At 63.3% G+C, this 18520-nt stretch carries 17 protein-coding genes and 1 tRNA gene; 12 read left to right on the top strand and 6 right to left on the bottom strand.

Annotation, left to right across the window (positions count from 1 at the left end; all coding sequences use genetic code 11):
* Nucleotides 1–11: 11 nt before the first annotated feature.
* The gene (locus FNB15_RS20430) at nt 12–983 is read left to right on the top strand and encodes a WD40 repeat domain-containing protein (protein WP_144258483.1); all 972 of its coding nucleotides are present in this window, start codon (nt 12–14) and stop codon (nt 981–983) included.
* Nucleotides 984–1025: 42 nt separating this feature from the next.
* Here FNB15_RS20430 and FNB15_RS21020 read toward each other — a convergent pair whose 3' ends face one another.
* On the bottom strand, nt 1026–1166 hold the full coding sequence (locus FNB15_RS21020) for a hypothetical protein (protein ID WP_185973641.1): 141 nt from the start codon (nt 1164–1166) through the stop codon (nt 1026–1028).
* Between the two features lie 70 nt (nt 1167–1236).
* Nucleotides 1237–1641 carry a c-type cytochrome gene (locus tag FNB15_RS20425; protein WP_246068887.1) on the bottom strand — a complete coding sequence of 135 codons (405 nt, stop codon included), beginning with the start codon at nt 1639–1641 and terminating at the stop codon, nt 1237–1239.
* A gap of 94 nt (nt 1642–1735) precedes the next feature.
* Between FNB15_RS20425 and FNB15_RS20420 the strand changes: the two genes are divergently transcribed.
* The 3 genes from FNB15_RS20420 to FNB15_RS20410 are packed head-to-tail and all read left to right on the top strand — an operon-like array spanning nt 1736 to nt 5560.
* Entirely contained in the window at nt 1736–3784 is a 2049-nt protein-coding gene (locus FNB15_RS20420) for a 4Fe-4S binding protein (protein WP_221932697.1), read from the top strand.
* Nucleotides 3781–4308, top strand: coding sequence for a molybdopterin-guanine dinucleotide biosynthesis protein B (gene mobB / locus FNB15_RS20415; RefSeq protein ID WP_144258482.1), 528 nt, complete (start codon nt 3781–3783; stop codon nt 4306–4308). The genes FNB15_RS20420 and mobB overlap by 4 nt, the downstream gene beginning before the upstream one ends.
* The gene (locus FNB15_RS20410; RefSeq protein ID WP_144258481.1) at nt 4292–5560 is read left to right on the top strand and encodes a molybdopterin molybdotransferase MoeA; all 1269 of its coding nucleotides are present in this window, start codon (nt 4292–4294) and stop codon (nt 5558–5560) included. Before mobB ends, FNB15_RS20410 begins: the two co-directional genes overlap by 17 nt.
* 35 nt (nt 5561–5595) lie before the next feature.
* Here the strand turns inward: FNB15_RS20410 and FNB15_RS20405 are convergent, their stop codons facing one another.
* Entirely contained in the window at nt 5596–6999 is a 1404-nt protein-coding gene (locus FNB15_RS20405) for an amidase (protein WP_185973640.1), read from the bottom strand.
* Between the two features lie 4 nt (nt 7000–7003).
* Nucleotides 7004–8047 carry a LacI family DNA-binding transcriptional regulator gene (locus tag FNB15_RS20400; RefSeq protein WP_185973639.1) on the bottom strand — a complete coding sequence of 348 codons (1044 nt, stop codon included), beginning with the start codon at nt 8045–8047 and terminating at the stop codon, nt 7004–7006.
* A 248-nt stretch (nt 8048–8295) separates the two neighbouring features.
* Here FNB15_RS20400 and FNB15_RS20395 point away from each other — a divergent pair, with 248 nt between their 5' ends.
* From FNB15_RS20395 to FNB15_RS20360, 8 genes are all read left to right on the top strand, one after another.
* Complete coding sequence (locus FNB15_RS20395; RefSeq protein WP_144258478.1) at nt 8296–9237, top strand: ABC transporter permease; 942 nt, start codon at nt 8296–8298, stop codon at nt 9235–9237.
* Between the two features lie 4 nt (nt 9238–9241).
* A complete protein-coding gene (locus FNB15_RS20390) occupies nt 9242–10138 on the top strand; it encodes an ABC transporter permease (RefSeq protein ID WP_144258477.1) in 897 nt (298 codons plus the stop codon).
* Between the two features lie 8 nt (nt 10139–10146).
* Nucleotides 10147–11157, top strand: coding sequence for an ABC transporter ATP-binding protein (locus tag FNB15_RS20385; protein WP_425460275.1), 1011 nt, complete (start codon nt 10147–10149; stop codon nt 11155–11157).
* Nucleotides 11154–12134: an ABC transporter ATP-binding protein gene (locus FNB15_RS20380; RefSeq protein ID WP_185973638.1), complete on the top strand. Its 981-nt coding sequence runs from the start codon at nt 11154–11156 to the stop codon at nt 12132–12134. Before FNB15_RS20385 ends, FNB15_RS20380 begins: the two co-directional genes overlap by 4 nt.
* 30 nt (nt 12135–12164) lie before the next feature.
* Nucleotides 12165–13742, top strand: a complete 1578-nt coding sequence (locus FNB15_RS20375; RefSeq protein ID WP_144258475.1) for an ABC transporter substrate-binding protein — start codon at nt 12165–12167, stop codon at nt 13740–13742.
* A gap of 66 nt (nt 13743–13808) precedes the next feature.
* Entirely contained in the window at nt 13809–14249 is a 441-nt protein-coding gene (locus FNB15_RS20370) for an RbsD/FucU family protein (protein WP_144258474.1), read from the top strand.
* On the top strand, nt 14227–15288 hold the full coding sequence (locus tag FNB15_RS20365; RefSeq protein ID WP_246068743.1) for an aldo/keto reductase: 1062 nt from the start codon (nt 14227–14229) through the stop codon (nt 15286–15288). The genes FNB15_RS20370 and FNB15_RS20365 overlap by 23 nt, the downstream gene beginning before the upstream one ends.
* A 2-nt stretch (nt 15289–15290) precedes the next feature.
* Nucleotides 15291–16142, top strand: coding sequence for an amidohydrolase family protein (locus FNB15_RS20360; protein WP_144258473.1), 852 nt, complete (start codon nt 15291–15293; stop codon nt 16140–16142).
* A gap of 108 nt (nt 16143–16250) precedes the next feature.
* On the opposite strand, the gene FNB15_RS20355 is transcribed toward FNB15_RS20360, so the two are convergent.
* Together FNB15_RS20355 and rpoD are read right to left on the bottom strand one after the other, a co-directional pair.
* A tRNA-Ile gene (locus FNB15_RS20355) sits at nt 16251–16327 on the bottom strand.
* 84 nt (nt 16328–16411) lie between these two features.
* Nucleotides 16412–18511, bottom strand: a complete 2100-nt coding sequence (gene rpoD, locus FNB15_RS20350; RefSeq protein ID WP_144258472.1) for an RNA polymerase sigma factor RpoD — start codon at nt 18509–18511, stop codon at nt 16412–16414.
* Nucleotides 18512–18520 lie beyond the last annotated feature (9 nt).

Genomic DNA, 18520 nt, shown 5'->3' with positions numbered 1-18520 from the left:
ATGATAGACGGATGAACATGCAGCGATTGGCAGCCGTGACGGCTTTGATCCTGGGGCTGGCCGGCCATGCCGTGCCGGTGCGTGCCGAGATGCTTGGCCATGGCGCCATGGTCAACGCCGTCGCGGTCTCTGCCGATGGCAGGCGCCTGCTCTCCGCCAGCTGGGATTATACCGTGCGGCTGTGGGACCTGGCGAAGCAGAGCGAACTGAAGGTCTTCGACGGCCATACCGCCAGCGTCAATGCGGTTGCCTTCCTGCCCGATGGAAAATCCGCGCTGTCGGCCAGCTGGGATCACACCGTGATTCGCTGGGATCTGAACAGCGGCAAGGAAACCGCGCGCCTCACCGGTCACGTCAACAACATCGCCGGCATGGCGCTCAGTCGTGATGGTCGCAAACTTGCCACCGCCAGCTGGGACCGCACGATCAAACTCTGGAATCTCTCGACCAACGCCGTCGAGCATACATTCGAAGGTCACCAAGCGAATGTGATGCAGGTTGCCTTCGCCCTGGAGGACACGCAGCTGGTCTCAGTCGGCTATGACCAGACCGTGCGGCTGTGGTCGGTGGCGAGTGGCAAGGAGCTGTTCTCGCTCACGGGGCATCGCGCCAGTGTGAATGCAGTAGCCGTGACGCCAGACGGCAAGACGGCGTTGACTGGCAGCACGGATGGCCAGATCAAACGCTGGGATTTGCTTGAGCAGCGCGAGATCGGCAGTCTGCCGGGGCACGCTGCGTTCATCACCTCGATTGCCATCTCGAAGGACGGCCGCTTTGCGCTTTCGGGCGGCGGCGACCGGCTGATGCGATTGTGGGACCTGAAGGATGGTCGCCAGCTGAAACAGTTTGCCGGCCATGAAAAGCCGGTCTGGTCAGTGGCCTTCACGCCCGACGGCAAACGTGCCGTCTCGGGCGGCTACGACATGGTGATCAAAGTCTGGTCGCTGGAAACCGGCGCACAAATTCCGGCCCCCAAAAGTTGAACGGCGCAGCAAAGCTGCGCCGGTTCTGACAGACTCCGAAACTTAGTTTTGATGCTCGTGCGTAACGCGCGCGCCGCCCGTGCTGAAGGCGACGTCAGCCGGCTTGTTGACGGTCTGCAGGATAAAGGCCGCACCGATGGCAATGATGAGAGCGGCAACCAGGCCGGCGACGAAGGCTTTCATGGGGGCATCTCCAAGGTCTTGATAGACCTGAATTATACAGGATTTTCCAAGCAAAATGGAAGCGGCGTGGCTATTTGGCGGCGGCCTGCTTCAGCCAGGCGATCAGGTCGACCCGGTCCTGCGCGATGGCCAGTCCGCCATACATCTTGTTGCCCGGCATGAAGTCCTGCGTGGCGGCCAGATAGGCGTCCATGGTCTGATCGGTCCAGACCACCTTCGAGTTTTTCATCACCTCGGAATAGCGATAGTCGGGTACGCTGCCGGCCTTCTTGCCGAACACGCCATGCAGACGCGGGCCGACGAGATTGCGGCCCTGGGCTTCCAGCGTGTGGCAGGCGCGGCATTTGCCCCAGAGCTCCTTGCCGCGCTCCAGGCTCGGTGGTTCCAGTTGCCCGGCATTCGCAGCTTGCGCCAGCGCCGTATCGGTCATGAACATGAAGAGTGCGAAAACGGCCGGAATCAGCAGCCAAATCACGATGCGCAACCCGGACCTCCGGCTGGTTTTCCTGTCTCCTCAACACTATAGTTGAGAAGCGTAGAATACCAGATTGTCGGGTGGAAAACGGGTTATGCGGTTCGACGGAAAACGCCTGCTGGTGTGCAACTGCGAAGGCACCATGCCGCTGGATGGCAAGGCGCTGGCCAAGGTCTGTGGCACGGGCGACGCCGCTGAGATTTCCAATCAGCTCTGCCGCGCCGAGATCGGGCGATTCCACACGGCGCTGAAGGCTGGCGAGCCGCTGACCGTCGCTTGTACGCAAGAGAGCCCGCTCTTCGATGAACAGCGCGAAGCCCTGCAGAGCGCCACGCCGGTGACCTATGTCAACATCCGGGAAACCGCCGGTTGGTCGTCGGAGGCAGCAAGCGCCACACCGAAAATCGCCGCGCTGATTGCTGCCGCGGCCGTGCCGGTGCCGGCGCTGCCGACCGTGACGATGAAATCCGAAGGCGTCGCGTTGATCTACGGCCGCGACGAGGTGGCGATCGCCGCCGCGCGCCAGCTCAGTGACCGGCTTGATGTCACCATTATGCTCGACCGGCCAAAGGATGTGGCTGCGCCGGCGATCATGGATCTGCCGATCGTGCAGGGGCACATTGCTGGGGCACGCGGGCATCTCGGTGCCTTTGAGCTGGTGGTCGACAATTACGCGCTGCCGCTGCCGTCCTCGCGCCGGCATCTGGCGTTCGGCGCACCGCGCAACGGCGCAAGTTCCACCTGCGACATCATCATCGACCTGACCGGCGGCACCCCGCTGTTCCCGGCGCATGAAAAGCGCGATGGCTATTTCCGGCCCGATCCGAAAGATCCGGCCGCCGTGCAGAGAGCCCTGTTCGAGGCCAGCGACCTGACCGGCAGTTTCGAGAAGCCGATCTACGTGGCCTATCATGCTGAGATCTGCGCGCATTCGCGGTCGAAAAAGACCGGCTGCACGCGCTGCCTGGATGTCTGCCCCACCGGTGCGATCACGCCAGCGGGCGACAAGGTTGCCTTCGATCCCTTTATCTGCGGCGGTTGCGGCAATTGCGGTGCGGTCTGCCCCACTGGCGCGGCGGAATATCGCCTGCCGCCGCCGGCCAGCCTGACCGAGCAGCTGCGCGCCCTGCTGCTGGCCTATCGCGAGGCCGGTGGCCGCCAGGCCGTGGTTCTGCTGCATGATGCCAAACACGGCGCGCCGCTGATCGATGCGCTGGCGCGCTTTGGCGATGGTCTGCCGGCCCGCGTGCTGCCCTTTGCCGTGAATGCGCTCGGCGAATGCAACGTGGCGTTCTTCGCTTCGGCTTTCGCTTACGGCGCCGCTGATCTGCGGATGCTGGTGCCGGCCAAACGCAGTGACGATATCGCGGGGGTGGGTCAGCAGATGGCGCTGGCCGAAAGCGTGCTGGTTGGCCTCGGCTACGAAGGCGGCCGGGTCGGGCTGATCGAGACTGATGACCCGGATCAGCTTGGCGCAGCGCTCAGCAATCTGCCGCGACGCGAGGGGCCGAGCGGGTCAAGCCATCTGCCGATGGGGCGCAACCGCGACTTGTCGCGGCTGGCGTTCCGTCATCTGCATGCCATGGCGCCACAGCCGGTCGATACCGTGGCGCTGGCGCCGGGTGCGCCATTCGGAAATCTGCTGGTGGATGCTGAGAACTGCACCCTCTGCCTGGCCTGCGTTTCGTCCTGCCCGACCGGCGCGTTGAGTGATGATCCTGAGCGGCCGCGTCTCATGTTCACCGAGGACGCCTGCGTGCAGTGCGGGTTGTGCAAAAATACCTGTCCGGAGAAGGTGATCGCGCTGGAGCCGCGGGTGAATTTCACCGCCGCATCGGCGCAGCAGCGTGTGGTGAAAGAGGAAGAACCCTTCCACTGCATTCGCTGCGCCAAGCCGTTCGGCACCAAGTCTTCCATCGAAAAGGTGATCGCCAAACTCGAAGGCAAGCATTGGATGTATGGCGAGAGCGGCGGCATTGCCGACCGTATGCGCATGTGCGCCGATTGCCGCGTGATTGCGCAGAGCGAAAACAAGATCGACCCCTATGCCGGTGCGCCGCGCCCCGAGGTGCGTACCACCGACGATTATCTAGCGGAGCGGGCAATGGCGGAACTGAAGGCCGCTGGTAAAAAGCCGTCATGAAAGTCCTGGGCATTTCCGGCTGGAGCGGGGCAGGCAAGACCACCCTGCTGGCTGAGCTGATCCCGCTGCTGGTGGCGCGCGGGGTGAAGGTCTCGACCATAAAACACGCGCATCACGAGTTCGATGTCGACAAGCCCGGCAAGGATTCTTATCGCCATCGCGAGGCCGGTGCGGCGGAAGTGCTGATCAGCTCGGTGAAACGTTATGCGATCATGCACGAGCATCGCGGCGCCGCCGAGCCGACGCTGGAAGAACTGCTGACCCGTCTCAGCCCGGTCGATCTGGTGCTGGTGGAAGGATTCAAAAAATCCGCTCATGCCAAGATCGAGGTCTGGCGCGCGTCGGTCGGCAAGCCGATGCTGCAGCCGGACGATCCGAGCGTGATTGCCGTGGCCAGCGATACTTCTGTGCCCGGACTGAAGGTTCCGATGCTGGATGCCAACCGGCCACAGCAGGTGGCTGATTTCATCATGGCCTGGCTGGCAGACGACAAGGATGAGGCGCGCCGTGGCGCAGCTGAGTGACGACTGTTTCGCGCATGGCGGCGCGTTGCTGCGGCTGGATGCCGCGCTGGCAGAGCTTTCGAAACGCCTGATCCCGATTGCACCTGTTGAAACCCTGCCGCTGGCGCTGTGTCATGGCCGCATCCTGGCCGAGCCGCTGGTGGCGAAGGTGGCCGTGCCACCGAGCGACAATTCCGCTGTCGATGGCTACGCCGTCTATCATGATGAGCTGTCTAAGGATGGCGACACGCGGCTGCCGGTGATCGGCCGCGCTGCCGCCGGGCATCCTTATCCATCATTGCAGCCACGTGGCACCGCCGTGCGCGTACTCACCGGTGCCGTTATGCCGCGTGGTGAAAACGGCGATCCCGACACCGTGATGATGCAGGAAGACTGCACGCGCGACGGCGATGCCGTGATCGTCAAACCGGGCATCAAGCGCGGCGCCAATCGCAGGCTGGCCGGGGAAGACCTTCAGGCCGGCGAGACCGTGCTATCGGCTGGGTGTATCCTGGCGGCACCGGATCTCGCACTGGCGGCTGCCGGCGGCCATGCCATGCTCAGCATTCGCCGGCCGCTGCGCGTGGCGCTGATCTCCACCGGCGACGAAGTCCACGAGCCGGGCAGCACACTGCCCGATGGCGGCATTTACGATGCCAACCGGCCGCTGCTCGCTGCCTTGCTTGCCTCTGCGGGCTGCAGGGTCAGCGATCTTGGTATCCAGCCGGATCGCCGCGATCATCTTGCCAAAGTCTTTGCCGATGCGGCGCGCGACCATGATGCGGTGATCACCTCGGGCGGTGTCTCCACCGGCGACGAGGACCATGTAAAAGCTGCCATCGAGATGCAGGGCCGGCTGGATTTCTGGCGTCTGGCGATCAAGCCGGGACGACCGGTCGCGCTGGGCCTGATCGGTGGCGTGCCCTTCTTCGGCCTGCCGGGCAATCCGGTGGCGGCGATGCTCACCTTCTGCTTCTTCGCCCGTCCGCTGCTTCAGCTTCTGAATGGGGCATCGCCCAGACAGCCGCGCAGCTTCCCGGTGACGGCGGGTTTTTCCTACAAAAAGAAAGCCGACCGTCGCGAATGGGTGCGGGTTTCGCTGCAGGAGGATGGGAAGGGCGGCTGGCGCGCAGAGAAATACGCTGTTGATGGCGCCGGCGTGCTCACGTCGCTGACGCGCACCGACGGACTGATCGAACTGCCGGAAGACCTGCTGCGGCTGGAACCGGGCGAGACGGCGCGCTTCTATCCTTACGACTCGCTCGGTCTCTGATCGTCGCGATCAGGAACGGCAGCAGACGGCCCAGTTCAGCCGATCTCCGCCTGTTTTGGCGAAATTATCGTCGGCTTCAAGCCAAACAGGCGTTCAATGGCAGCGCCAATCTGAAACAGCCTGGCCTCCGAACGCGGTCGTCCGATGATCTGCACGCCAAAGGGCAGGCCGCCGCGCGAAAAACCGACCGGCATGGCCATGACCGGACAGGCCAGGAGCGAGGTGATCGCTGTGATGGCGATCCAGTCGATGTAGGTCTCCTGCCGCACGCCGGCGATCTCTTGCGGCCACATGGTTTCGACCGGGAAGGGCAGGATCGGCGTCGACGGTGTGATCAGCACCTCATATTCGTTCAGGAAGCCGATCACGCGACGATACATCTCGGCGCGATAGCGTTCAGCTGCCCCGATGCTGGACGGTGTCTGGCGTAAGCCATGCTCGATATCGCCCATGACTTCGGGCGTGAACCGGTGACGATGCTGTTCCAGGACGGGCTCCCAGTTTGTCACGTAGTTGACGCCACGGAGAGTCAGCAATGCCGGCAGCGCGCCGGCGAAATCCGGGCAGGCCGCTTCGATCCGCGTGCCGTCTTTCTGCAGTGCCGTGACAAAAGCCTCGCCCAGAGCACGTACCTCGTCATCGACCGGCAGGCAGCCGAGATCGGCTGACCAGGCCGCGCGCAGCGGCCGGTCCGGCGTCAGCGCCATCGGCAGGAAAGGCGCATCAGGGGAGGGTGCGGAGAGTGGATCGGCGGAATCGAAGCCGGTCATGGCATCGAAGAAGAAGGCGAGATCACCGATATCGCGTGCCATCGGCCCGTCGACAAAGATCGTGTCGAAAGGATTGAGGATGCTGCGGCGGGGCACACGACCGGGCGTGGGGCGCAAGCCAGCCACGCCACAGAAGCTGGCCGGAATGCGCAGACTGCCGGCGACATCGTTGCCATGCGCGAGCCAGACTTGCCCGGTGGCGAGCGCCACGGCCGAACCGCCCGAGGAGCCGCCGCAGGTCAGCGCGGTATTCCAGGGATTGCACGTGGTACCCAGCACGGCATTGGTGGTATTGGCGCCACCAAGTTCGGACAGGTTCGCTTTGCCAAGTGGAATCCCGCCGTTGCGCTCGATCAGCGCGATGGTGCGATCAGACTCGGTCGCCATGCGGTCGGCAAAGATCGGCGTGCCGCCAGTCCAGCGCACATCGCCCACTGCGGCGTTGTCCTTGATGACGAACGGGATACCGCCGAGCTTCGACGCCGGCAGCTGAGGATTCTTCGCCTGTTGGCGGGCGCGGTCGAAGCAGCGGATCGGCACGGCATTCACGGCGCCATCGACCTCGGTGATACGCGAAATCGCAACCTCGACCAGATCGGCCGGCGTGATCTCGCGGCGGGTCAGCAGGTCATGCACCTGCCGGGCAGACTGTCTGATCAGATCAGTCATGCTGTTACGGCGAGGAAGTGGCGGGGATGGGCAGTGGAGCATCCATGGGTGCGGCGCAGGATTCGCGCACCACCAGCCGCGATTCCAGGAAATGAGTCTTGCCGGTGCCGGTCCGCTTGCCACCGATCCGGTCCGTCAGCAGTTTTACTGCCATTTCACCCATCTCGCGCACCGGCTGGGCGATGGTGGTCAGTCTGGGGCGAAACACGTTGGCCCAGGCAAAGTCGTCGATGCTGATCACCGAGACATCGTCGGGACAACGCAGGCCGAGGTCGCTGAGGGCCCGCATCATGCCGATGGCCATCAGGTTGTTGGCGGCAAAGACCGCGGTCGGCGGCTGCGGCAGACGCATCAACTCGACGGTCGCGTCATACGCCTGCTGCTCGCGGAAGCCGGCTTCACGCACGAGGCCCGGTTCGAAATGCAGCTGGCTGGCCAGCAGCGCTTCGCGATAGCCGGCCAGACGGTCCGCGCCGGTGGTGACGCTGGTCGGGCCGGACAGAAGGCCTATGCGGGTATGACCGCGATGGATGAGATGCTGCGTGGCCTGATGGGCGGCAAGACGGTTGTTCAGCACCACGGCGTCCAGGCCGAGACCATCGAAGGCGCGGTCGACCAGCACCACGGGGACGCGGCTTTGCGACAGCAGGCTGGTGCGGCTGAGCGAGGCCTCGCCGGTGGTAGCGAGGATGATGCCGTCGACCCACTGCGACCGCAGCACCTGCAGATGTTTTTCCTCGCGGACAGCGTCTTCGTCGCTGTTGCACAGCAGCACCGAATAACCGTGCTGGCTGGCGATGGCTTCCACGGCCTGTACCAGTTCTGTGAAGAAGGGATTGGTGATATCGGCGACGATCAGCCCGAGCAGTCCGCTTGACTGTTTACGCAGGCTGCGGGCGGCGGCCCGGGGGGCGTAGTTCAGCGTTTCAATAGCCTTGAGCACGCGTTCGCGTAGCGCATCGCTCACCCGATTTGGGTCGTTGACGGTATTCGACACCGTGGCAACGGATACCCCGGCAAGTTGGGCGACATCGCGGATAGTGACCATCTGTCCTGTACTTAAAACGTTTAAAAATCTCATCCAGATATGCCAGAGAGCGCCGTTCCAATCAAGGACAGCTGCATTGCTGCAAGCGCGTAAACCCTTCGCAGGTGCGGGACATGGAATGTAATTTGATGCTTTTTGATATCTTGCGAGCCAGGCATTCTTCTGGCATTGATCTTTGAAACGTTTTACATGGGAGAATGGAGTGGCTGGCCGAGGGGCGGCACCTCCGGGACGCAGAGGGCAATTTTTTGGTCGGGTATGTCGCGCGGCGGATTCTGGCCACCATCCCGGTGCTTGGGCTGGTCGCGGTTTTCGTCTTCTTCCTGCTTCAGCTGACGCCCGGCGACCCCGCCGTGGTGATCGCCGGTGATTATGCGACCACCCAGCAGGTGGAGGCGATCCGGCAGCAGCTTGGCCTCAACCGGCCGATGCTGGAGCAGCTCTTCTCCTGGTTCGGCCGCCTCGCCCAGGGCGACCTCGGCACCTCGATTTTCTCGCGACTGCCGGTCACCAGCCTGATCGCCCAGCGCATCGAGCCGACCTTGGTGCTGACCCTTTATACCGTCGTGCTCTCCATCGCCTTTGCCCTGCCGCTTGGCGTGCTGGCGGCCTATCGCGCCGGCAGCTGGATCGACCGGGCGGTCATGGGCTTTGCCGTGCTGGGCTTCTCCACGCCAGTCTTCGTCATCGGCTTCCTGCTGGTCTATGTCTTCGCACTCGGGCTGGAGTGGTTCCCGACGCAAGGATACGTGCCGCTGGCGCAGGGCCTGTTCGACAGCCTGCGCAGCCTGACCCTGCCGGCGATCACCCTGGCGCTGCTTTATGCCGCGCTGCTCGCCCGCGTCACCCGCGCCAGCATGCTGGAAGTGCTGGCCGAGGATTATGTCCGTACCGCCCATGCCAAGGGGCTGGCGCCGCAGCCGGTGCTGGTTGGCCATGCGCTGAAAAATGCCGCAGTCCCCATCGTCACCGTCGTCGGTGTCGGCATTGCCGCCCTGCTCGGTGGCGTGGTGGTGACCGAAACGGTGTTCAACATCCCGGGCCTCGGACGCCTGACCGCCGATGCCATCATGCGGCGCGACTATCCGGTGGTGCAGGGACTGATCCTGCTGTTCGCAGCGGTCTATGTTGTCGTTAACCTTCTGGTCGATCTCAGCTACATGCTGTTCGACCCGCGCATCCGGCTGTAGCACCATGGCCCTGTCGGATCAGACTGTTGAGTTGTCTCCCGGCTGGCTAGCGCTTGCGCTTCGGCGTGGCGCAGCCTTCGCCGGCTTCCTGCGACGCCACCCGACCATCCTGTTCGGGCTGGTTGTGGTGCTGGTCGCCATCTCGGTTGCCCTGCTGGCGCCGTATCTGTTGCCGAATCCCAAGGCGATCAACCCGATCTACCGCCTGCGTCCACCGGGCGAGGAATTCTGGTTCGGCACCGATCACCTCGGCCGCTCGATCCTGTCGCGCAGCCTGAACGGTACGCGGGTCTCGCTCGCGGTCGGTATCCTGGTGGCAACGGTGGTGACTTTCGCCGGCGTCACCATCGGGCTGATCTCGGGTTTCCTGCGCAAGCTGGACAGCATCGTGATGCGCGTGATGGACGGCATCATGGCAATTCCCGGCGTGTTGCTGGCCATCGCGCTGATGTCGCTGTTCGGCTCCAGCCTGCAGAATGTGGTGATCGCCATCAGCATTCCGGAAATCCCGCGCATGGCGCGCCTGGTGCGGAGCGCCGTGCTCAGCATCCGCGAGCAGCCCTATATCGATGCCGCCATCACCAATGGCACGAAACTGCCGCGTCTGCTGGAGCGGCATGTATTGCCCAACACGATGGCGCCGGTGCTGGTACAGGCCACCTATGTCTTTGCCTCGGCCATGATCCTCGAAGCCGTGCTGTCCTTCCTCGGTGCCGGCACGCCGCCCGAAGTGGCCAGCTGGGGCAACATGATGGCCGAGGGCCGCCAGTATCTGCAGCGCGCGCCCTGGATGGCGGCATTTCCGGGGATATTGCTCGCCGTTCTGGTGCTGACGGTGAATGTGGTTGGCGATGCCCTGCGCGATGCCATAGATCCGCGCCTGGCGGGGAGGCAGAAATGAGTCCCCCTGTGAACAGTGCGCCTATTCTCAGTGTTGAAAATCTCAGCGTCAGCCTGTCATTGCCGCATGGCACGATGCAGGTCCTGCGCAACCTGTCCTTCACCGTCAATCACGGTGAAACGCTGGCGCTGGTGGGTGAAAGCGGCTGCGGCAAGAGCATCACGGCGCTTGCCCTGCTGCGCCTGTTGCCCAGGCGGATCGGACGCATCGCCGCTGGCCGCATCCTGTTCGACGGCACCGATCTGGCCACGCTGGACGAGCCTGCCATGCGCCAGATTCGCGGCAACCGTATTGCCATGATCTTCCAGGAGCCGATGACCTCGCTTAACCCGGTACTGACCATCGGGCGGCAGATCGGCGAGGTGCTGCGGCTGCATCAGGGCCTGACCCGCCATGAGGCCGACGAGAAGACCATCCGCCTGCTGGAGCGCGTGCGAATCCCGGATGCCAGGCGGCGCCTGGGCCAGTATCCACACCAGCTGTCCGGCGGCATGCGCCAGCGCGTGATGATCGCTATGGCACTGGCCTGCAGTCCGCAGCTTCTCATTGCCGACGAACCGACCACCGCACTCGACGTGACCATTCAGGCGCAGATTCTTGCGCTGCTGGATGAAATCCGTGCCGAGACCGGCACGGCCGTCATCATGATCACACATGATCTGGGCGTGGTGGCCGAAGTGGCCGATCGCGTGGTCGTGCTCTATGCCGGCCGCGCCGCCGAACAGGCGACCGCGGCCGAGCTTTTTGCCAATCCGCGCCATCCCTATACACGCGGCCTGATGGAATCGGTCCCGCATATGGCGCTGCACCGCAGCGGCCAGCCGGTTGCGCGGCTGCAGGAAATCAAGGGCACGGTGCCGTCGCCCTTCGACATGCCGCCCGGCTGTGCCTTCGCGCCACGCTGTTCGCTGGCCGATGACGCCTGCGCGGCGGTGCCGGCGTTACAGGATTCTGGCGGCGGCCACGCCGTCGCCTGCTGGCATGCGGCGGAGCCCCTTCTGTTGAAGGTAGGTGCATGATGGTGGCACCGGCGCTTGAAGTCCGTGATCTGGTGAAACATTACCCCTTCCGCCGTGGCCTGTTCGGTCGGGGCGGGCAGGGCGCCGTGCACGCCGTGGATGGCGTGTCTTTCGCCGTGCCACGCGGAGAAACGCTGGCGCTGGTTGGCGAAAGTGGCTGCGGCAAATCCACTATCGCCAAGCTGATCCTGCGTCTGATCGAGCCGACGGCCGGCACCGTGCTGCTGGATGGCCAGGATCTGGCCGGCATGCAGGGCGAGACGTTGCGTCAGGCACGCCAGCGAATCCAGATGGTGTTCCAGGACCCGTTCGCCTCGCTCAATCCCCGGCTCAGTGCCGCCGATATCGTCGGCGAACCGCTGGTCAATTACGATCATGGCACTGCCATGGCCCGCAGTGCGAAAGTCGATGCACTGTTCGACCGTGTCGGCCTGGCGCATCACCAGCGCGACCGTTATCCGCACCAGTTCTCCGGCGGCCAGCGCCAGCGACTCGGCATTGCCCGCGCCCTTGCGCTCAATCCCTCCGTGGTGGTTGCCGACGAACCGGTCTCGGCACTCGATGTCTCGGTGCAGGCGCAGATTCTCAACCTGCTGGCCGACCTGCAGCGTGATCTAGGTCTCTCCTATCTCTTCATCAGCCACGATCTTGGCGTCGTCGAGTATGTCAGCACTACAGTGGCGGTGATGTATCTCGGCGCCATTGTCGAAGTTGCGCCACGCCAGCGTTTTTTCAGTGCCGCCGCACATCCTTATTCGCGCGCTCTGTTGGATGCCGTGCCGTCGCCCGATCCGGCCCGCCGCAAACGCCGCAGCCTGCTGCAGGGCGAAGTGCCCAGCGCCAGTGCCCTGCCCAGTGGCTGCCGTTTCCGCACGCGTTGCCCGAAAGCCACCGATCTCTGCGCCGAAGTGGCGCCAGCCGCGCGCGAGATCGTTCCACAGCATTTTGTCGCCTGTCACCACATCGAGACTGCGTAACGAGTCATCAAAAAAACAACGGAGGAAACCATGCGTAGGACAAAGAGCTTGAAACTTCTGGCGGTTACTGCCATCGCAGCGCTGCTGCTGCAGACTGGTATTGCCGCTGCGCAGAGCAATGTACTGCGAATTCGTCCCTTCGGCGATCTGAAGGGCATCGATCCGGTCACCAATTCGGATTACATGGCACGTAATCATGGCTACATGATTTACGACACGCTGTTCGCCATGGACGACAAGCTGCAGATCAAGCCGCAGATGCTGGAAAAGTACGACACCAGCGCCGATGGCCTGACCTGGACCTTCACCCTGCGTGACGGCCTGGTTTTCCACGACAAGCAGCCGGTGACCTCAGCCGACGTGGTCGCTTCACTGAAGCGCTGGGGCCAGCGCGATGGCCTGGGCCAGCAGCTGTTCGCCAACACCGCCAGCCTGGAAGCGGTGGATGCCAAGACCACCAAGCTGGTGCTGAAGCAGAAATGGGGCCTGGTGCTGGACGCGCTGGGCAAGCCCAGCTCGGGCGTGCCCTTCATCATGCCGGAACGCATTGCCAAACTTCCGGCAACGGAATCGCTGACCGATCCGGTCGGTTCCGGTCCCTTCATCATGAAAAAGGATGAATGGGTGCCGGGTTCGAAGGTAGTTTATGTGAAGAACCCGGATTACAAGCCGCGCAGCGATGCGCCTTCGGGCATGGCCGGCGCCAAGCAGGCCAATGTCGATCGCGTCGAATGGCTCTACATGCCGGATGCGCAGACTGCGCTGAACGCGTTGCAGGCCGGCGAGATCGACATCTTCGAGGAAGTGCCGCCGGATATGCTCACCCTCCTGTCGAAGAACCGGAAGGTGAAGGTGGCGCCGCAGGATTCGCTCGGCGTGCAGGTGGTATTCCGCATGAACAGCATCCAGCCGCCGTTCAACAATCCGAAGATCCGCGAAGCCATTCGTTACATGGTGGACCAGAATGTCTTCATGCGTGCCTATGTCGACATCCCGGCGCTCTACAAAGACTGCCCGTCCTTCTACATGTGCTCGTCGCCGTATTACACGGATGCGGGGTGGGTGAAGCAGGATCTGGCCAAGGCGCGCCAGCTGGTGAAGGAGTCGGGCTATGACGGCACGCCGGTTGTCGTGCTGCATGGCACCGAAGCCGGCATCACCAATACCTTCTCCTCGGTGGCCGAACAGCTGATGCGCGACATCGGCCTCAAGGTCGATCCGCAGGCGATGGATTGGGGCACGCTGACCGCGCGCCGCACCAGCAAGAAGCCGACAAGCGAGGGCGGCTGGTCGCTGTTCATTTCGGCGCCGACCGGCGCCGACATGATGGATCCGCTTGGCCATCTCGGCCTGCGTTCGAACTGCGATTCCTCGTGGTTCGGCTGGCCCTGCGACGAGCAGATCGAAAAGATGCGCAGCGAATTCGCGGTAACGCCGGATCTGGCCAAACGGCAGGACATCGCCAAGGCGCTGCAGCTCCGCGCCAACGAAGTCGTACCCTATGTGCCGCTGGGTCAGCTGCATCTGGTGCGCGGCGTCTCGACCAGCCTGACCGATATCCCGAGGGCCGCGATCCCGGTCTACTGGAATATCAAGAAGGCGAACTGAGTTGTCTTCCATCCCGGGCCGCTCCCGGCGGCCCGGGACTTTTCCCATGATGAAAGCAGACAACAGATGTTGACCGGAATTTCTGCCCAGCTGTCACCGGATCTGCTGCATGTGCTGGCCAGCATGGGTCATGGCGACGAACTGGTGATCGCCGACGCGAATTTCCCTGCCGCGAAACTGGCGCGCCGGCTGGTGCAGACGACCGCCGACAGCACCACGCGGCTGGCCAAAGCTGTACTTACGCTGCTGCCACTGGATGAATTCGTGGCTGCACCGCTGGGCCTGATGGCTGCGGCGCGCCCCCAGGATAAAGATGCACTGGCGCTGGCTGAGCTTTCGGCGGCACTGGCGTCGTATGGCAAGATCGAGCAGGTCGAGCGCAATGCATTTTACGAACGGGCGACTCAGGCTTTCGCGATTGTGGCCACCGCCGATGCCCGGCCGTATGCCAATGTGATCCTGCGCAAGGGCGTGATCGCACTGAATGCGCCTGGTTATGTCGCCTGAGATGCTCGATACCATCAACCGCGCCGCACGACGCCGGATTCTCGGCCGAGGCAACCTCACCCTGACCGGACTTGGCCTGGGCGGCGCGCCGCTCGGCAACCTGTATCAGGCCGTAGACGAAGCCGAGGCGGACCACGTGGTCGATGCGGCCTGGCAGGGTGGTATCCGCTATTTTGACACCGCGCCGCTGTATGGCAGCGGATTGAGCGAACGCCGCATGGGCCGCGCGCTGGCGCGCCGGCCGCGTGACGAATTTGTGCTGTCGAGCAAGGTGGGCTGGCTGATCGGACCGGGCGATGGCGTGCGCCGCGACGGACCCTATGTGGGGCTCGAAAGCGGCCCGCGCCAGTGCGACTACAGCTACGACGGCACGCTGCGTTCACTGGAGGCCAGCCTGCTGCGGCTGGGTCTCGATCATATCGATATCGTCTACATCCACGATCTGGATACTGCCGGCCATGGCGAGGCGTTGGGCGCACGCTACACGGAGGCAATGAACGGCGCCTATCGCGCGCTGGCCAGACTGCGCGACGACGGCGTGGTCGGCGCCATTGGCCTGGGCGTCAACGAGTGGCAGGTCTGTGGTCGCCTGCTGGCCGATGCCGATCCGGACTGCTTCCTTCTGGCCGGCCGTTATTCGCTGCTTGATCAATCAGCACTCGTCAGTTTCCTGCCATCCTGTGCGAAGCGCGGTGTCGGCGTGGTGATCGGCGGTGCCTTCAATTCCGGTATTCTCGCCACCGGCCCAGTATCCGGCGCACGTTACGACTATCAGCCGGCATCCTCTGAGATCATGACGCGTGCTGCGCGGTTGGATGCGGTCTGTCGCCGGCATGGTGTGCCGCTCGCAGCAGCCGCGCTGCAGTTTCCCTCCTTCCATCCCGCAGTGGTGTCGGTGATACCTGGCGCGCGCACCGCAGCCGAGATGGCCGCCAACCTCGATCTGTTCAGCCGCACCATTCCGCCGGCATTGTGGCAGGAGCTGCATGAGGAAGGCCTGCTTCCGGCCGAGGCACCGGTGCCGACCGGCAGGGCGTAATCATGCGGATCGATGCGCATCAGCATTACTGGCAGCTCGACCGCAGCGACTATGCCTGGATGCAGACGCCGCATGCGGCGATCAGGCGCGATTTCCTGCCCGCTGATCTGGCGCCGCTGCTGAAAGCGGCCGGCGTCGACGGCACCGTGCTGGTGCAGGCCGATGCCACGGCGCGCGAAACCGATTTCATGCTGGAGATTGCCGCCGGCACACCCAATGTGCTCGGCGTGGTCGGCTGGATCGACTTCACCGCCGCTGATGCCGTTGCACAGGTCGAATATCGGGCAGGGCAGGGCAAGCTGCGTGGCCTGCGGCCGATGCTGGAATTCATCCCCGATCCGGAATGGATCCTGCGATCTGATTTTAAACCGGTGCTGCGCGCCATGGTGCAGCACGGGCTGACCTTCGATGCGCTGGTCCATCCGCAACATCTGCCAGCGCTTGAGACTCTGGTGCGACGCCACCCGGATTTGCCGGTCGTGATCGATCATGGCGCCAAACCGAAGCTGAAGGCATGGCGCGGCAATGCGGCTGCATTCAATGCCTGGCGCGATGACATGCGCAAGCTCGCGCAGCATGGCCGGGTTTACTGCAAGCTGTCCGGTCTTCTGACCGAGGCGGGCGTGGGCTGGCAAGATCAAAATCTGTTGCCAGCGATGGATGCTTTGCTGGATCTGTTTGGGCCGTCGCGGCTGATCTGGGGGAGTGATTGGCCTGTCATGACCTTGGCAGGGGACTATTCTGATTGGGCAAGGTTAAGCGATCGCGCGCTGACAGGTTTGACGCAGGCCGAAAGGCAGCAGGTCTGTGCAGCGAATGCCATCAGCTTTTACAAGCTTGAAGTGCCGATCTGATATTCGTCCGACAATCTGCTGACGGATGTAAAATCCGCCCCTGGCTCCCCGCGCGGTAAATGTCGTGTGCTCGAAGCTGCGCCGACAACTCGCCAGAGATTGGTGGTTTGGTGGGCCCGGCAGGACTTGAACCTGCAACCAGACCGTTATGAGCGGCCGGCTCTAACCAGTTGAGCTACAGGCCCACTAACCCCCAACAAAACCCCCGGCTTAAGAAAAAGCCCCGGCGATGAGGCCGGGGCTTTTGGTTCCGTGGTTCCGGATCCGGCTCAGGTATCCAGGAACGAGCGCAATTTACGCGACCGGCTCGGATGCTTCAACTTGCGCAGAGCCTTTGCCTCGATCTGACGTATGCGTTCGCGCGTGACCGAGAACTGCTGGCCGACTTCTTCCAGCGTGTGATCGGTGTTCATGCCGATGCCGAAGCGCATGCGCAGCACGCGCTCTTCACGCGGCGTCAGCGTGGCCAGTACACGCGTCGTGGTCTCGCGCAGGTTGGAGTTGATCGCGGCATCCACCGGCAGGACGGCGTTCTTGTCCTCGATGAAATCGCCCAGGTGGCTGTCTTCCTCGTCGCCGATGGGCGTCTCGAGGCTGATCGGCTCCTTGGCGATCTTCAGGACCTTGCGCACTTTCTCCAGCGGCATGCCCAGCTTGGCGGCCAGCTCTTCCGGGGTCGGCTCGCGGCCGATCTCGTGCAGCATCTGGCGGCTGGTGCGCACCAGCTTGTTGATCGTCTCGATCATATGCACAGGAATACGGATGGTGCGGGCCTGGTCGGCGATCGAACGGGTGATCGCCTGCCGGATCCACCAGGTGGCATAGGTCGAGAACTTGTAACCGCGGCGGTATTCGAACTTATCGACCGCTTTCATCAGGCCGATATTGCCTTCCTGAATGAGATCGAGGAACTGCAGGCCGCGGTTGGTGTATTTCTTGGCAATGGAAATGACGAGACGCAGGTTGGCCTCCACCATTTCCTTCTTCGCCACGCTGGCTTCGCGCTCGCCTTCACGCACCTGCTTGTAGATGCGCTTGAATTCCGAAATCGGCAGGCCGAATTCGGTGGCGATTGCGGCAACCTGCTCGCGGATCGGAGTCACTTCGCGGGCGCCAAGCTCACCGAACTTGACCCAGCCCTTGTGCGACTTCAGTTTGCCGACCTTGGCCAGCCACTTCGGATCGAGTTCCTGGCCGTCGTAGTTCTTGAGGAACTCGTCGCGCGGAATCTTGTAGCTCTCGGCGCAGCGCAGCAGACGGCCTTCCAGCATCATCAGACGCTTGTTGAGGCCGTACATGTTTTCCACCAGCATCTCGATGCGGGTGTTGTTCAGGTGCACTGATTCCATCAGGTGCACCATCTCCTGCTTCAGCTTGGCGTAGGTCTTGTCCTTCTTGGCATCCATATCGGCATGCACAAGGGCCGCCTGCAGCCGCTCTTCCTGAGTCTTCTGCAGCTTCTTGTAATGCTTGGCGATGGCGTCGAAGGCCTCAAGCACCTGCGGCTTGAGCTGGGCTTCCATCGCGGCGAGCGACAGATTGGCTTCGTCTTCCTCGTCGAGTTCTTCGGGCGTGGTGACCATTTCACCTTCGCCGCCGGGCGCGTCAAGCTTCTTCTTTTCCAGCTTGGGGATCGCGCCAGTCGCCTCGGCCAGAACCTTGGCCGACTTGGCGTCGAGCTTGAGGTCCAGCTTCACCGGCAGCTTCGGCTCGGGAATCTTCGGTTCGCCGTCTTCACCTTCCTCGCCCTCGGCCAGGCCGGCGGCTTCTTCGGCGCCACCGCCCAGCGTGGCTTCCAGATCGACCACATCGCGCAGCAGGATCTTGCCGTCGACCAGGTCGTCGCGCCATTTCACGATGGCCTGGATGGTCAGCGGGCTTTCGCAGATCGCGCCGATCATCTTCTCGCGACCGGCTTCGATGCGCTTGGCGATGGCGATCTCGCCCTCGCGCGACAGCAACTCGACCGAACCCATTTCGCGCAGATACATGCGCACCGGATCGTCGGTGCGATCAACCTCGGCCTTGGCGGGGGCAGTGGCTACGCTGCCTTCGCCATCAGACTCGGCTTCGGCCTCGCCGTCTTCCTTTTCGCCGGGCGCAGCCGCGGCATCGTCCTGATCTTCAGACTCCACGATGGTGATGCCCATCTCGGAGAGCATCGCCATGGTGTCTTCGATCTGCTCCGACGAGACATGCTCGGGCGGCAGGACGGCGTTGATCTCGTCATAGGTGACGTAGCCGCGCTCCTTGGCTTTCGCCAACATGCGCTTGATGGCCGCCATCGATGCATCGATCAAGGGGGTATCGACGGCTTCCTCCTTTTCGGGGGCTTCCGTCGTGTCAGGGGCCGCTGCCTGTTTCGCCATGCCGGTTCC

The sequence above is a fragment of the Ferrovibrio terrae genome (assembly GCF_007197755.1).
Lineage (GTDB): Bacteria > Pseudomonadota > Alphaproteobacteria > Ferrovibrionales > Ferrovibrionaceae > Ferrovibrio > Ferrovibrio terrae.
Note: the sequence above shows the minus strand (reverse complement) of the source record. Positions and strands in the feature narration are given on the sequence as shown.